The organism is Paenibacillus sp. JT22N1, from assembly GCF_059692155.1.
This window is the reverse complement of sequence record NZ_JCAUAW010000052.1, coordinates 1-14289: the sequence shown is the minus strand read 5'-3', so window position 1 is coordinate 14289 and position 14289 is coordinate 1. Positions and strand designations below refer to the sequence as shown.

At 41.1% G+C, this 14289-nt stretch carries 15 protein-coding genes; 11 read left to right on the top strand and 4 right to left on the bottom strand.

Features of this window, described 5'->3' with window-relative positions:
* The first annotated feature begins 232 nt into the window (after window positions 1–232).
* The 5 genes from AC58UU_RS39550 (at window position 233) to AC58UU_RS39530 (ending at window position 4286) form a co-directional block, all read left to right on the top strand.
* Entirely contained in the window at window positions 233–745 is a 513-nt protein-coding gene (locus tag AC58UU_RS39550; RefSeq protein WP_497322983.1) for a hypothetical protein, read from the top strand.
* 311 nt (window positions 746–1056) lie between these two features.
* Entirely contained in the window at window positions 1057–2298 is a 1242-nt protein-coding gene (locus AC58UU_RS39545; RefSeq protein ID WP_497322982.1) for a hypothetical protein, read from the top strand.
* 601 nt (window positions 2299–2899) lie between these two features.
* Window positions 2900–3283 carry a hypothetical protein gene (locus AC58UU_RS39540; protein WP_090823744.1) on the top strand — a complete coding sequence of 128 codons (384 nt, stop codon included), beginning with the start codon at window positions 2900–2902 and terminating at the stop codon, window positions 3281–3283.
* 309 nt (window positions 3284–3592) lie between these two features.
* Entirely contained in the window at window positions 3593–3778 is a 186-nt protein-coding gene (locus AC58UU_RS39535; protein WP_171633739.1) for a hypothetical protein, read from the top strand.
* A gap of 217 nt (window positions 3779–3995) precedes the next feature.
* Window positions 3996–4286, top strand: a complete 291-nt coding sequence (locus tag AC58UU_RS39530) for a hypothetical protein (RefSeq protein WP_497322981.1) — start codon at window positions 3996–3998, stop codon at window positions 4284–4286.
* Window positions 4287–4465: 179 nt separating this feature from the next.
* Here AC58UU_RS39530 and AC58UU_RS39525 read toward each other — a convergent pair whose 3' ends face one another.
* From AC58UU_RS39525 to AC58UU_RS39515, 3 genes are read right to left on the bottom strand one after another with little or no spacing between them, the layout of a single operon-like run.
* The gene (locus AC58UU_RS39525; RefSeq protein ID WP_497322980.1) at window positions 4466–5530 is read right to left on the bottom strand and encodes a Ger(x)C family spore germination protein; all 1065 of its coding nucleotides are present in this window, start codon (window positions 5528–5530) and stop codon (window positions 4466–4468) included.
* 23 nt (window positions 5531–5553) lie between these two features.
* A complete protein-coding gene (locus AC58UU_RS39520) occupies window positions 5554–6663 on the bottom strand; it encodes a GerAB/ArcD/ProY family transporter (protein WP_497322979.1) in 1110 nt (369 codons plus the stop codon).
* A 1-nt stretch (window position 6664) separates the two neighbouring features.
* The gene (locus tag AC58UU_RS39515; RefSeq protein WP_497322978.1) at window positions 6665–8143 is read right to left on the bottom strand and encodes a spore germination protein; all 1479 of its coding nucleotides are present in this window, start codon (window positions 8141–8143) and stop codon (window positions 6665–6667) included.
* A 467-nt stretch (window positions 8144–8610) separates the two neighbouring features.
* Here AC58UU_RS39515 and AC58UU_RS39510 point away from each other — a divergent pair, with 467 nt between their 5' ends.
* From AC58UU_RS39510 to AC58UU_RS39495, 4 genes are all read left to right on the top strand, one after another.
* A complete protein-coding gene (locus AC58UU_RS39510) occupies window positions 8611–9099 on the top strand; it encodes an NUDIX hydrolase (RefSeq protein WP_497322977.1) in 489 nt (162 codons plus the stop codon).
* 222 nt (window positions 9100–9321) lie between these two features.
* On the top strand, window positions 9322–9975 hold the full coding sequence (locus AC58UU_RS39505; RefSeq protein WP_497322976.1) for a hypothetical protein: 654 nt from the start codon (window positions 9322–9324) through the stop codon (window positions 9973–9975).
* 211 nt (window positions 9976–10186) lie between these two features.
* Window positions 10187–11182: a sigma-70 family RNA polymerase sigma factor gene (locus AC58UU_RS39500; protein WP_497322975.1), complete on the top strand. Its 996-nt coding sequence runs from the start codon at window positions 10187–10189 to the stop codon at window positions 11180–11182.
* Window positions 11183–11258: 76 nt separating this feature from the next.
* On the top strand, window positions 11259–11684 hold the full coding sequence (locus AC58UU_RS39495) for an SRPBCC family protein (protein ID WP_028548475.1): 426 nt from the start codon (window positions 11259–11261) through the stop codon (window positions 11682–11684).
* A gap of 79 nt (window positions 11685–11763) precedes the next feature.
* On the opposite strand, the gene AC58UU_RS39490 is transcribed toward AC58UU_RS39495, so the two are convergent.
* A complete protein-coding gene (locus tag AC58UU_RS39490; protein WP_007729208.1) occupies window positions 11764–12180 on the bottom strand; it encodes a VOC family protein in 417 nt (138 codons plus the stop codon).
* Window positions 12181–12624: 444 nt separating this feature from the next.
* Here AC58UU_RS39490 and AC58UU_RS39485 point away from each other — a divergent pair, with 444 nt between their 5' ends.
* Together AC58UU_RS39485 and AC58UU_RS39480 are read left to right on the top strand one after the other, a co-directional pair.
* Complete coding sequence (locus tag AC58UU_RS39485; protein WP_497322974.1) at window positions 12625–13452, top strand: hypothetical protein; 828 nt, start codon at window positions 12625–12627, stop codon at window positions 13450–13452.
* 64 nt (window positions 13453–13516) lie between these two features.
* Window positions 13517–14068: an AAA family ATPase gene (locus tag AC58UU_RS39480; protein WP_497322973.1), complete on the top strand. Its 552-nt coding sequence runs from the start codon at window positions 13517–13519 to the stop codon at window positions 14066–14068.
* Window positions 14069–14289: the final 221 nt, after the last annotated feature.

Sequence of the window (14289 nt, the reverse complement as noted above, 5' to 3'; positions counted from 1 at the left end):
AAATTTTTAGTAAATAAGGAACATATCTTTTTCACGTATTTTTCCATCTACAAGATGAATATTGATGTCTCATTTTAAACCAGTTACGCTTACGGAATCGTTAGTGAAGCAGCTATCCGCTGAAGTAACGGGCAGGATAATTGAATAAATTTAGGAAACTTATTCCAACATGGCGCGTCTAATAAGTGCAGCATAATAACTTAATTTTTTTAGCGTGAAGGAAGTGACTAAAATGAAAAATAAAATCATGATATCGGCAAGTGTCGGTTTAGTTATTATTATAGGAGGATCACTTAGTTATAATGCTTATGCAGATATTCTGCCAAATGCAGTAAAACTATCGCAACTTAAAAATGACTTCGAAAAAGAAAAGGCAATCTTTGAGTCAATGCCAGAGAGTAAAACAGATGAAGATCATGCTAACGTAGAGAAGCAAGGTCGTAAGGTAAAAGAACTTGGCAGGGAAGCTGGATTGTTAGAAGCAAATTTAGTTCCCCCTGATCCCAAAAAAGAGTTTGAGGATAACATTCGTGGATTAAAGGGAATTTTGGCTGAAACCGAATATTTTAAAACAAGAGTTGATGATCCTGCATATGGAGAGATGTATAAAAAAGGAATTAAAATTGTTGAACAGAAGAAAAGAGACCTTGCTGAAATTGAAAAAGAATTACAAGATAATAAAACACCTATTGAAGAGCTTGTAAAAAGGTTTGAAAAGGTTAGAGATACAAAAGTGCTAGAATAAGGCAAAGGCGTTAAGCTAACGGAGAACGTTAGTTCAATTGAAACCAGCAGCAGTCTAAGACTATCTTTTCAAGTCTTGGTTCGCCGCTGTTTCTATTAAAGGAACTAGTTGAATTTGGCGTTTATGCCCAATTTGCGATACAACGGTTCTCGTATGGCAAACTAATGGGTTAGGTGACGAAGGGTACTATACTACCATGAAAGATCGGGATATAATGTGATAAGTCTCATAAAAGTCAAACCTAGGAGTGAATATTTTGCATTGTCTTGGTTGCATAGTAAAAGGTGTTGGGAAATATTAGTACTATACTTGTGACTGCACTAATTCTAAGTGTAATTTGTGCGGCAATATCTTTAATTTATACGGCATTTTCCTTTGTTCAAAAACAGGGGTTCGTAAAATTAGGTAGCTGTTTGTTTCTGATTTCTTTAGCTATTTTTAGTTATACTTCTTTTCAAGTAATGAGTAAATTAGGCAGTACAAAAAGCACATCTGAGATAGTCCATAATGTAAAAACTGAAGAATCCGTTAATACAAATTTGGTTCAACAAACTGAAACTAATGTGTTACCCATTCTTGGGACTTTAAGAATAAACGCAAATGAATTCATGAAGCGATTTAATGAGGAGTCGAAAAAATCGGGTAGCAAGCTACTAATTAAAGATTTCCCTGTAGCTAAGGGTGTAAAGCAAGATACTGTTCAGTATTATTTTAGCAATGCACTAGGTATTATAGCCCTGGTTAATAAAGCAGATAATTCAATTCGAGAGTTAACGTTACTATTTATGGACAAAGGATACCAATCAAGAATAGATTTTGTAGATGCCTCTGGAACCATTGTCGATGTATTTCAACCTAAGCTGTCGGGGAAAGAGAAAGGTAATATATTCAATTCACTTCACCTTAACGGTATTATGGATGACAACCCAGATTACCAGAAAATGCAAGGTACAGTTCAAAGCGGTGAATTTAGTTATTATTCTGGATATACACCGCAAACAGGGTTAGCATTTATCATAAGTTCAGTTCAAGATAAATCAAGTTTGTTTCCTGAATCAGATTCTTCACTAAGTAATGAACAGACAAGTGAAAAAGGGAAGATTGAGATGCATCATATAGGCCATGCAACAAATGGCATTGATTTATCCGCCAACTTACCTTCTAATTGGGAGTCTGGAAAAATAAGGTATGATAAGGCGTTCACATGGCAGGAAAGTACGTACAACAATCCAGCTGATCCGAACCAATTATACAACGTATATGTTAATTCGAATTGTAACGATTGCTTGAATCCAGGAAAACAGGGGTATTTACCAAGAAAAAACGTTATAAAAAGCGAGGTAACTAAAAGTGGCCATGCAATTAAGTATGAATTTGAAGATAAGAAAGTATCCAGATATAAGGGATACGGTGTTGCGATTGCAGGAGAAAACGAAGGAGGAAGAATAGAGATATTTTTACCAGAGACACAAAAAGAAGTATTTGACGAAATTTTAAAAACTATTTCATTAGAAAATATGAAAACTTTTAGTGGCAATGCTCTAACACCATAGTTTTTGCAGCCTGGGAGGGTTCGATAAAAGTTCGTACGGAAAAAGGGACGTTTGTCGGTTTAGTTTCAACTGACATGAAAAGCTACTTCTTCGCTATTGATGCTCGTTAATGTAATACCGCAGATGCTTTAGCATAATGTTTTTCAGGCCTTATTCATTGAACTAACGGAGAACGTTAGTTTAATGAAACCGTAGGCAATAATTTGTTAGAAGTACTTCAAAACCTATTTGTAAATCAGGTTTTTCACACCAAAACACCACTTCAAAACTTAATTTGTAAATCGATTTTTTATGAAAATCCAGCAAACCCTTGAGTTTGCTGGATTCTTGCACTTCAAAACTTATTTGTCACCCGACAGAAAAGTGCACTCATTGAGTGAACGTCTATTTAATTTCTTCTTGTATGGAGAAACAATTTATTTATTCGTATAGAAGCAGCAAGTCAGTTAACCCGAGGTGGCGATTAAACTAACGGGCAGAAGAATGGAGTAAATCAAATACGAGCATTTTGCACATTTATCGGTATGAACGGATAAATAGACGATTATATCATGCCCCCGGTTGCATCCCCTCATATTGTAGTGCGAGGGGGTGATGAAACATGGCGCAACCGATAAATATCGGAGCAAATAGCATAGCTAAGATCGGCGATCGTTTTTTTATGATTGTTGAGGTGGAGGCGATAACAACCGGAGTTGAAATTGATCCAGTATTTGGAGTGCGGACGACCGCACAACAAGCAGCAGCACTCCTTCGTGCAGGTGTAAAGCGTACGACATTTGCAAAAGTAGATCCGAAACCTACTAGCACAACGAAAGTCGAGTTGAAAGGCGTATTGTTTGCCAACGGACGGATTTTCAAGGTATTTGACGTGGAAAACGCGACGAGCGACATTTCCGTCTTAGTCCGGATCAACCTAGCGCAGGCGCAAAGGCTTATCCGAAACGGTACACGTATCATCAAGGTTTATAGAAAACCATTCTAAAACAGCGAAGGAGCTGCGTACACAGCTCCTTTTTCAAGTACAAACTCATTGTATTGGTACATATCTCTACACATCATGGTTCAAGTAAGTTTTTTACAGAGAGCCCCTGTATGTTGCATTTCATTCAACTACAGTAATTGACTAAACTAACGCAGAACGATAGTTGAGGGGCTTGCTTCGCGGCAACTCCTCTTTTGTTTATAATAGAAATGGGCAGGTTTGTTTAATAAAGGGTCAAATGGAAATGTACAAGCTAAATAATGGAAGCAAAGAATTAAATTAGCAGACACATAAGAAAGGGTGGCACATATGAAAAAGTACAATATTATTCGTCCGATCATGCTGATTGTGGTTGCACTCCTAACGAAAAGCTTGGTTACCAATCTTTGCATGTTGCTGGGAATGGAATCCGAGTCAGCCAAAACCATGGGTTTCGGTGCGATGGTAATCGCCGCGCTCGTGGTCTTTTCCAGAAACCGAAGAAGTCCGAAATAGGATTTGCACCGCGCGCTCGGCATTTCGCCAAGGGTGTTCGGGATATCGTTGAGCTAACAGGTAACTTATGTTCATTAACTACAAGATGAGGCTACCGCGATGGTAACCTCATTAAACTATCGGGCAGGATACTTCCAATGTGTGGTACCATTAATTCAGCATAAATTTGCATCGGAGGCTGGTAGTTATTAATAAAAAGAAGTTGTCCAAGGAGTATATGAGTGATTTTTTAGCTATCAGAGAAATTGTTAATGAATTTGACCCTATGGGATTAATCGGGATGGGGGCTCCTGACGACGAGCACGATAGGCTGACTCAAAAAATCATTCGCAGCTTATATGACCACAACATTGACAAAATAAAGGATTTACTAATTGATTGTTATGATGAGTATGGTTCCAGTGGTAGGGATATTAAAGAAGAGTACCAGGAGAGTTTTAACAGGAAAATTCAAACTACGTATAACCAAATTGAAGTTTGGTATCTCAACAAAAATAAGCCCCATTGATTAAGCGAAGAACGATAGTTTAATCACAACACGACAGCAGCCGGCAAACGATTGGCTGCTTTTGTCCGTTGATGTAACGGGCAGAATAGTTCAACAAGAATGCCAGCATGCCTGCATTGGAAAATATCACAGAACGAGAACCGTTAAGAAGATGGTTCTCGTTCTGTGTTTGTGCAAGCTTATTTTCGCACATTCGTCAAAGGTTGAATATGAAGCTCATATGTAACGTTAAATTTCACGTTCGCCCAGAGAGTAGACCATTCATCCTCGCTCATGGGCTTCGAAAAAGGACCTAGTGTAAGAGTACCTATTTCCAGAGGGTCCACTTCCGACTTTTGCATTTTCTTTAGCAGCTCTGTTGTTTGTTTTTCGAAAAGCGATTTTATCTGTTGATGAATAACCGCTAATTGATCAAGGTTGTCTATATCTCCCTTTCCACGGTACTCTTCAATTCGACCTTTGAGCTCGACGTTGAGAGATAATGTTGAGTAGTCGAGATTTAATTTCATCTTTGTCTCGGAAGTGACATTCCCCATCGTTATTGATAACTCTGGGATGGTAAGGACTTTAAGGTGATGATTATGATCAATCAGTTGGAATATTTGTTCATTTCTCTTATTGATGTTCGTTTGCAGTTTATCGTTTTTGAAGAAGGCAGTTCCTTCGTAGATAAAATGTTCTTTATCGACCTTGAAAATAGGTGCGACTGGATCGGAGTATGGTGAATAGTACCTTTTCATAAATTGATGTAGATTTACAATAGTCATATCTCCTTGTTTCTTACTTTCATAGTGTTTAAGCAAACGATAAAGAAAATAGCCGGGAATGTCTTGTGTTTTTATTTGATTTTTAATGTAATCATCAAAGCTTCCATTGACGATGACGATATAAAGGCGTTGAGAAATATCAGGGTCCGTAAATAAAGTGTTCATAAGTGATGTAATGCCTTTTTTCGCCAGTTCTTGTTCAATAAATACCATACGAAGTTGTCCTGATTTTACTTCCCGATAATAGCTTAAATTAAAATCCTTTCCTCCCTCCTTCAATAGATCGACTTCTTGGGTAAGCATTTTTTTTGGTTCAGAATATATGGGTGGTACCAGTGTGCTTATTCTTAGCTTCCCTTTTGCACCCTCAGTAATCGACCACCAAATCACAGGGGAGATTTCTTCGATCTGATTGTTATCTACAAATGGGGAGCATCCAATCATCCATAGCATACTGCTCATTATGACGAGGAACATCGTATGTTTAAACAGCCTCAATGCTAGATAAGCCCCTTTCGTTTGCAAGCAATCAGAAGGAAGGTTGGGATGAACAAGTAGGTAAATGCCCGTAACCAAATCTGTAGGTTCATCAAAGGGTTCTGTTCAGTTTCATCAAACCACTTGTCTAGAATAATCGTACTTATTAAAATCATGATCCAACAGGTTATAAAACCAATTCGATTGCTCTGTTCGTTTAATCTTCCTGAAACTATTCGAATAGCCCCGTAGAACCATAAGAAATAAATGGAAATGGCCCACACATAATAAAACATTTGCAGGCAAATTAAAATGATATCAATTCGCTCAAAAACAGGAGTTTGCAGATAACGAATAAGGTCCGTTACCGGAAATCTGCTTTTGTTCAAGTATTGGGAACTAAAAAATAATAAGGAAACAACAAACATAATCAAATACTCAAAGACAGACGCGGTATTAGCAAATGTCAAATATTTCAACATCTTTTGTTTTTGGTTTAACCACGGCCCAATAAAGACCAAGTACTCCGGTCCCGAGAACGCTTGCCAAATGAATAAAAGATTCTTCCAGGAGACTGTCGACCAGTCTGCGGGGATCAAGGGATATAAATCGTGAAGTGACGCCATCGATGGGAAGAAGAAAGGAATAAAACATAAAATCATCCAAGCGGAACCAAAAAAGGCAATAACGACAAAGCGTATCGCATTCGTCATTCCTCGAGAGGCCGCGTACAAACAAATCCCAAAGAGAAATAAAATCAACCACAAAGGATTCATGGAAGGGAAGATGATACTATTAATCACTTCCACAGTCCCCAGTGTACTTACATATATTTTAGCAAAAATGAAAAACAGACCAACGAAGGCCAAAACACGAACCGTCCGCTTTCCAAATAGTTGAACAAATCCTTGATATCCTTTGGTGGAAATGTCTGATGAAAACCATTTTGCAATCAAGATCATATTCAATTGTGATAAAATCCCCACGGCAATTAATGCCCAAATCATATAGGGATAAACCAATTTGGAAGGAGTGACTAAGACGAAATATAGCATTTGACTTCGGTTGACCATGAAAAAGACATAGATCCCGCCAAACGTGGCCGTTCTCTCATATAAGGAAGATGCCTTCACATTATTTTCTCCTTTGACTGGTTCGCCATTTCTGTAGGGTATGTAAATATTCAGGACGTTCCTTCATCCAATGGAAAGGACCCCGAATGAAAAGATCTAACCAATCCCTCCAGTAAAGAGGAGCTAAGGGGGCAAAATAAGGTTGTTTCAAAGATGTGATACTATTCAAATGGACAAGAATAACAATTATCCCGAATACTATCCCTAACATTCCGATATAGTTGGCAAGGAAAAGGAAAGCGAATTGAAGCAGTGTGTTTGATTTGGTCACGAGATAATTAGGGACTAGAAATGAAGCGATAGCCGTAACACCTACTAAAACAATTAATATTTTGCTTGCAAAACCGGCTTCAACGGAAGCTTGTCCTACGACAATGCCACCGATCACGCCTAGTACTTGACCCGACTTTGTGGGCATCCTAAGACTTGCTTCTTTGATGATCTCCAGGGTAAGCAGCATTAAAAATGCTTCCCAAAATGGCGTAAACGGCAATTTGGTTCTAGATTCTAATAATACAAAAAGAACTTGCATCGGGAGCATCTGATAATGATGCGTGGCTAACGCAACATAGATCGGGACTAATATTAACGAAAGTACATAGCTTACATATCGCAGCAGCCGCAAAAAACTGGCAACCAGCCAGCGATTAATGTAATCCTCTGGAGATTGAAATAGATGAAAAAATGTGATGGGAGCCATTAACGCAAATGGTGTATTGGCTACTAAAAAAGTAATTTTTCCCATCGATAAAGTGAAAGCGCATAGATCCGGGCGGTCGCTTTGTTGAAATTGCGGGAATATACTATGATAATGATCTTCCATGAATGCCGCAACATGGGACGAATCCATAAAAACATCAAAATCAATGGTAGATAGTCTACTTCTTGCAATGGAAATAAATTCGGGATTGGTCACCCCTTCCATATACATCATGACAACCTCTGTTTTACTTACAGAACCGACAGAAAACCTTTCTGATTTTAAAGATGTCGATGGAAGCCGTCTGCGAATCATTGTCACATTTTGATCGATTTGCTCACTGAAGCTGTCCTTGGGTCCAAACATAATGGTTTCGGTTTCCGATGTTTCGATGGCGCGAGTCAATGGATTTGGAAGAAGTGCTGCCCACCACTGATTCTTCATAGGTTCATAGAGAAGGATGGATCCCGTTAATAGTTTCTGCTGACCTTCCTCCATCGTGACAATTCTGGATACCTTAGCTGTGGCTATGCATTCATTTATTTCTTCAAGATCACAGTGGAGCAGCGGTTCGATAACGGATTCATTTAAGCGTTCTTGGTCAATTAATGTTCTTATGTAGAGAAACATCACCATTTGATCATTATTGGTCCTGCGTTCGATGATTTCTGCATCGTCCATGTTGGCCAAAATTTGTCTAAATGAATCTATCGTTAGGACGGTATTCTGAGGTTCAGGTTTCTCAAAATGGTGTCCAATCTTAAGCTTCTTCCAAAACATAAACACCATCCTTACAAAGTGGGTAGTAAAAATTGAAAATATTGGTTATGCCTTTATAATTTATCCATGACTGGATCATTTATACCCTTAGGGTTCGTATGTATGAGAACTGTTTCATGAAGTGCATGCGGATACATCAGTATTAAGTCTACAGGGTTTAACAAGTCATAGGATAAACTTTCTAAAAATATACACGAAAAAGCAGAGCTGCTTGTAGGGATTAACAACTTATACAAAAAATTATGCTTGAAGCTAAAGGGTTTTCTTGGAGGGTTAGAGAAAGATAGGGCAACCAGAGGTAATAGAAGTGTTGGGATTATTTGAAAATGCCGAGTAGTTAAACTAACGGAAAACGATAGCACAATAACAACAGGCTGCCGGCTCGGCAGCCTGTTGAAGTAACGGGCAGGATAATGCAAGAAGGAAATGGAATAAATATACAACATTTCCGATAAGGGGGACGTAATATGCCATTTCCAACGCACATTGTAGCCGCAGGTGGATTTGTGGAAGATGGGCAAGGTAATATCCTTTTAGTAAAAACTCATGACGGTGGTTGGGTTTATCCTGGTGGACAAGTGGAAGTTGGAGAAAATCTGATGGACGCTTTGGTTCGTGAAATCAAAGAGGAAAGCGGAATAGACACCACGGTTAGCTACTTAATTGGTGTCTATTCGAATACAGGTATTTTTAAATGGTATGATGGCGTGACTGATGTTCCTACGCAAGTTATATTTGATTTCGTATGTAAACCTGTTGGCGGGGAGTTAGCTGTTTCTGAAGAAACAACTGATAGCCGCTGGGTGGCGAAAGATAGAGTTCTTGATTTCATTACACATCCAGCTATTCGCACTCGCTATCAGGCTTATTTGGAATTTAACGGAGCGGTAAATTACATGGAGTATGTAACGAGCCAAGAGTTTATAATCAAACACCAAAAAGGTATATCGAAGTAAATTATTTCTCGTTGTTGAACAAACGAAGAACTATAGCTCAATAATAATCATCAGTGAGGCTGCCATCTGCTAATAGATCGGCAGCCTCGTTGAACGGGCAGATTAATTTAATAAGTGTTGTCCTTGAAAATCCCTTTTTATGGTATCATAATTCGTGTATTCTCATAAAATTGCGGCGAAGTACGTAAAATGTGCCAATCAATATTAGAAGGTGATTCTAAGATGCAAGAATTTATTAAGAAATTCAAACAAGCCGTTTTCGAGGATGATATTTACATTCGACCATCTCTTTTATCTGAGGATAATGAATATCTTACAATTACTTTTGATGTCTTTTTATATGGAACTGAGAAGGTAATTCAAAGTTGGAAAGTAACCTGTAAGAATTTTGAAAATTATAAGCTGGTAAATGAATTTTTCGAAGATATAAATATATTCAAGGATCACATCTTGCTATGGGAATATACTGAGTTACATACGGAACTGTTTTATACTGGTAAAACAAACAAAAAATTTGAATTGATTGGTGAATTACTTAGTAAACATTTAGAAGTAACAAAGGGATGGATAGACTACAATTACTATTTAAATAAATCGTTAGCATGGAAGTCATTAGACTGGCTGTTTAGTGGTGATAATGGGTTAGTAGCTTCAGGTCCAGCCATCTTAATAAATGAATATAAAACGATTTTAGAGAAGTTTGGACTAAGGACATCCATCTTACCAAGTAAGAGACTACAAGCAAAATATGAAGTCTTAATATATGAGAGTTCCTATGTAATTGCTGAAGAATTTATTTTTGAATTGATTTTAGAAAGTAACATTTCCGAAGGTACCGAGAGGCCCTTTGGGAAGGGTAATCAGGTGATTTATTAAGCTAACGAGAAACGACAGTGGAGGAGCTTGCCGCGATGCAACTCCTTTTTTCATTGATGTAACGGGCAGGATAGCTCCAGTATTCAGGTCCTGGCGTGAGGTATTGCGAATTATTTCTAAAGTATAGACAAGGGTTAATTTATTGGTTATTGAATTATTAGTACGATCGTGCTAAATATTCGGATTGAGGCTGTCCGCTTCATTGCATATAATGAAGGTACCACCCTTCGGGGAGATCGTTAAGGGAGGCCGCGATGAGACCGCATTTGACGAACCATTATTTGCAAGCTTGAAGCCGGGCTTAACCTCGTTCTGTTACCGAATGCTAGGCTCCATGGACGATGCGGACGATGCCGTTCAGGAGACGAGTATTCGGGTCTGGCAGAGCTGGAGCACGTTCAGACAGGATTCCTCGTTCAAAACTTGGGTCTATCGGATTGCCTCCAACCTGTGCTTGGACAAGCTGAGACAATCCAAACGCCGCGCGCTTCCCATTGACCTGTTCGACCCGGCCGTCGCCATCGTCGAGCCGCGTGACACGCTGCCGGACTCTGCCTGGATCTGGCCGTCTCCCGACTTTGGGGGCAATCCGGAGGATCGGCTCGTCCGCAGAGATACCCTTCAACTGTGCTTCATCGCTCTCCTGCAGACCTTACCTCCGCGGCAGCGCGCGGTACTCATTTTGAAGGATGTATTTGAATGGTCCTCCAAGCAGATCGCGGAAACGTTGGCGATGTCGCCGGCAGCGGTGAACAGCGCCTTGCAAAGAGCCCGAGAGACGATGGACCGGGCGCAGCTTCGCTCGGATGAGCTCAGCAGCATGGACGTTCAACCGGAGCAGCAGCTGCTGTCCCGGTATGTGGAGGCCTTCGAGCAATTCGATATTGCTGCACTCGTCGCGTTGTTCCACGAGGAAGGCTGCATGTCGATGCCGCCCTTCGAGATGTGGATCCGCGGCAAGGAAGATTTGTCCGCCTTCTATTCGCTTACTCGCTGGCATTGCGAAGGTTCGCGATTTGTGCCCATTACGGTGAATGGCGGTTATCCGGCGTTGGCCCAGTATATGCCGGGCAAAGAGGGCTCTGGCCTGGTACCCTGGGGCATCCACGTCATCGAAACCAAAGAAAATCAAATCCTGCACGTTCAAAACTTCATTCATACGCCATTATTTTCGCGATTTGGGCTGCCTGAGCGAATTGACCAATGAATTTCGTCATTGGCTTACGTCTATATCATTGAGAATAACCAAACGACGAATATCATGAGAGAGGTGTCTATTTAAAATGGAAACGAGTCAACCGACGAAAGTAACCGTGCAAGCCGTCATTCAAGCCCCTGTCGAGAAGGTATGGCGCTATTGGACCGAGCCGGATCACATCACGAAGTGGAATCAAGCGTCCGAGGACTGGCATGCGCCGAGAGCCGAAAACGATCTGCGGGTCGGCGGCAAGTTTCTGACACGGATGGAAGCGAAGGATGGCAGCATGGGCTTTGATTTTGGCGGCGTCTACGATGTCGTGAATCGGCATGAGGCGATCGGCTACACCATGGAAGACGGAAGAAGAGTGGATATTGCTTTCGTCGATCAAGGGAATGAGACGAAGGTCATTGAAACGTTCGACGCGGAAAGCTCCAATCCCGTCGAGTTCCAGCAAGCAGGCTGGCAAGCGATCATGGACAATTTCAAAGCCTATACCGAACAAAACTAATCATCGCGAAGAAGACGCCGGGGAAGATGCCCGGCGTCTTTCTTTTTGAACCCTAGTACGAGCGTGCTCTCCGTTAGCCTTAACCTTGTGCCGCATCCATGTTCATGTAGTTAATGGCCCACAGATGGCCGTCCAAGTCCACGAAGCCCCAATGATACATGAACCCATGATCTTCAGGTTCAGCGTGCAATTTCCCGCCCAAGGAGACCGCGGTATTCACGATTTCATCGACCTTTTCCCGGCTCTCGAAGGCCAATGCGATCGTCATCTGCGCATACTTGCTCGTATCGACGGATTCCTTCTCCGTGAGCGTATTAAAGAATGCTTGATTGATCAGCATGACCTGCAGGTTGTCGCCGATCACGATGGCTACCGAATTCTCGTTCTCGGGGAATTGCGGGTTGAGCTCGAATCCGAGTCCGGTGAAGAACGCTTTCGATTGTTCTACGTTTTTTACAGGCAGGTTGAAGCTCGTGAATGCGGACGTTAATGCCATTTTCAAAACACCTCTTCGTCAAATTAGTTTGTGTTCATTTATGCCTTCGTTTATATAGACGACAGCCGATCCGGGAATTCATCGGTCTCATGGATTCGGAAGCGTAAATTTTGAAAAATAACTTGGTATTGAGTTCGGATACCCGCCATTCCCGTAAGGTTGCTTATTCTTATTGTGCAGGGATAAAGATTGAACCTCTCTAAAAAGGAATTCGTCTGAATATATGACAATTAAAGGGTGGGTATCGAGTGACGGAATGAGGAACGGTATGGAAATTAATGATAAAACCGAAGTACGAAAGAAAAAGTTCGAAACCGTCGCCATTTCAGTATTAGGTTAAATGTCTTTTTCATGCTTACATTTCTCCTGTTCTCTTCACTAATCGTACGTTTTGCTTATCTACAGTTCGTCGAGGGTCCGAGTCTCTAGGAACGCCAGACAAGCATGATCACGAAGGGCGTATCCATCCCGCCCATCCGCGGCAATATTTACGATTCGGCGGGACAGCAGATCGCATATTCGATCTCAACTCAGTCCCTATACTTTACTTTCAAAACAGGCTTTAAGCAAGAAGCGGCGGAGGCGCTGGCTGCAAAACTCGTGCAGCTGTTTAACGAAAAAGGCGAAGCGAATTCCAAGCCGTTGACGACTGAGGAAGTTATCGAGGCTATGGTCATCAAAGGCAGAGCGCATCTGCCATTCCAACAACGACGGATCAAATCGGGACTGTCAAAAGAAGAGATCGCCTATCTTAGCGAGCACCGCGACGAGTATCCGGACATGGAGATCGTGGAGGAGCGCATTCGCCAGTACAGTCCCGACCGGGTCGCAGTTCAATTGGTCGGCTATATGAACAAGATGAAGGGAGCCAAGGAGAATCTGGACTTTTACAAAGAAATCAACGCGGATCAATCGGATCCCACGCTTAAGTATTTGGATTCCGAGGAGGTCGGCTACGACGGCATCGAGTTGATGTATCAGAAGGAGATGCGGGGGCTTAACGGTTATAAATCCTATCAAATCGACAGCATGAGCCGGATCGTCGGCGACATGAAGCTGACCAAGCCGGTCAAGGGGCAGAATCTGTATCTAACGATTAATCGCAAGGTGCAGCTCACCGCGCAGCAAGCCATTCTCGATCAGATCGCGACAACCCGGTTAATTACACAGCCTGCCGGCGAGATCCTGCAGGCTGTTCAGCTAACTGGGAACGTTAGTTCAGCGTTCCAGAGAGCAGTTTGTCACCGCGGCAGCTGCTCTTTCTATCGTTAAGCAAACAGGTAGGATTACGTAAAAATTTGTGGAATAAGGTGTAAACAAGTAAGGGGGTTAAATAATGAATAGGATTGTAGTCGTAACTGTAGGTAAAACGCATAGTGGTAAGACGACATTCGCTAAACAGTTAGAATTGCAGTTGAAAAACTCAGTTACTATTGACCAAGACAATCACGCATCGTTTATTAACGCTTACTATAAATCGTTACGTCCGAAAGAAGGTCCAAATACGCTGAAATACACAATTACTCAAACGATAGTCGACTACGCGGTCAATCAGACCGATTCTCACCTCGTTTTATGCAATTCTAATCTTGCACGAAACGGTCGTATGGATGTACTAAACTATTTTCGAAAGAAAGGATTTATAACCATTCTTGTCTATTTTGATATTCCAGATAATGTACTACAAGTTCGAGTAACAGAAAGTCAGCGAAGCAAAGACATTTTTAGGAGTGCCTCAACGTTCGGGGATGTACTTGCTCGACAACAAAAGAGCGAAGTCTTTGCCCCAGAAATAAGCGAAGCTGACCACCTCTTTGTAGTTACCCGTAATGAAGAAGACGTACCGATTGTTATTAATAAAATTTCTGAAATCGCCGAAGATAAGTAGATTATGTCAATAGAGCTAGATAAACTTTGCTCAAAAAATTATTCAACTAAAGGATAACGATAGCGCAGGAGCTGCATTGAAGCAGCTCTTTTTTGATTCCATCATTAAAGTAAACATTCCTGTTAGTCCTAAGAATTGGACTTTGAAAGAAAAGGAGCGCCTCGGTATGATGGGTTTGTCAAAGGGTTTAACCCAACACCATCAAGGAGGCGCTCTTATTA